The organism is Bacillus sp. AY3-1 (assembly GCF_008368785.1).
Taxonomy (GTDB): Bacteria; Bacillota; Bacilli; order Bacillales; family Bacillaceae_G; genus Bacillus_A; species Bacillus_A wiedmannii.
Window position 1 is genome coordinate 1 of sequence record NZ_QORZ01000051.1, and the last position, 630, is coordinate 630.

At 52.5% G+C, this 630-nt stretch carries 6 tRNA genes; all 6 read left to right on the forward strand.

The window, feature by feature from the left end:
• Positions 1-33: 33 nt before the first annotated feature.
• The 6 genes from DN389_RS28195 to DN389_RS28220 all read left to right on the forward strand — a co-directional run bounded on the left by DN389_RS28195 (position 34) and on the right by DN389_RS28220 (position 629).
• Positions 34-106: transfer RNA gene (locus tag DN389_RS28195), tRNA-Ala, on the forward strand.
• A 20-nt stretch (positions 107-126) separates the two neighbouring features.
• Positions 127-219 (forward strand) — tRNA-Ser (locus DN389_RS28200).
• 57 nt (positions 220-276) lie between these two features.
• Positions 277-369, forward strand: a tRNA-Ser gene (locus tag DN389_RS28205).
• A gap of 23 nt (positions 370-392) precedes the next feature.
• Positions 393-469 (forward strand) — tRNA-Met (locus DN389_RS28210).
• A gap of 3 nt (positions 470-472) precedes the next feature.
• Positions 473-548, forward strand: a tRNA-Asp gene (locus DN389_RS28215).
• Positions 549-556: 8 nt separating this feature from the next.
• Positions 557-629: transfer RNA gene (locus DN389_RS28220), tRNA-Phe, on the forward strand.
• The last annotated feature ends 1 nt before the right edge of the window (position 630 follow it).

The window sequence follows — 630 nt, forward strand, 5'->3', positions numbered from 1 at the left end:
CAAATCCTGTCTTCCCGATATTCCCAAAAACATGGGGCCTTAGCTCAGCTGGGAGAGCGCCTGCCTTGCACGCAGGAGGTCAGCGGTTCGATCCCGCTAGGCTCCACTTTATTTATTATATGTCTCGGAGGTATACCCAAGTTCGGCTGAAGGGATCGGTCTTGAAAACCGACAGGCGGTGAGAATCGCGCGGGGGTTCGAATCCCTCTACCTCCTCCATTTTCTTTTTAAATGGTTTAGATACATATAATAATAAAATTTTTATTTTTCCTTCATGGAGGTATACCCAAGTTCGGCTGAAGGGATCGGTCTTGAAAACCGACAGGCGGCGAGAGTCGCGCGGGGGTTCGAATCCCTCTACCTCCTCCATTTTTAAAAAAACATTATATTGTCGCGGGGTGGAGCAGCACGGTAGCTCGTCGGGCTCATAACCCGAAGGTCGCAGGTTCAAATCCTGTCCCCGCAACCAAATGGTCCCGTGGTGTAGTGGTTAACATGCCTGCCTGTCACGCAGGAGATCGCCGGTTCGACCCCGGTCGGGACCGCCATTTATGTTGGCTCGGTAGCTCAGTCGGTAGAGCAGAGGACTGAAAATCCTCGTGTCGGCGGTTCGATTCCGTCCCGAGCCAC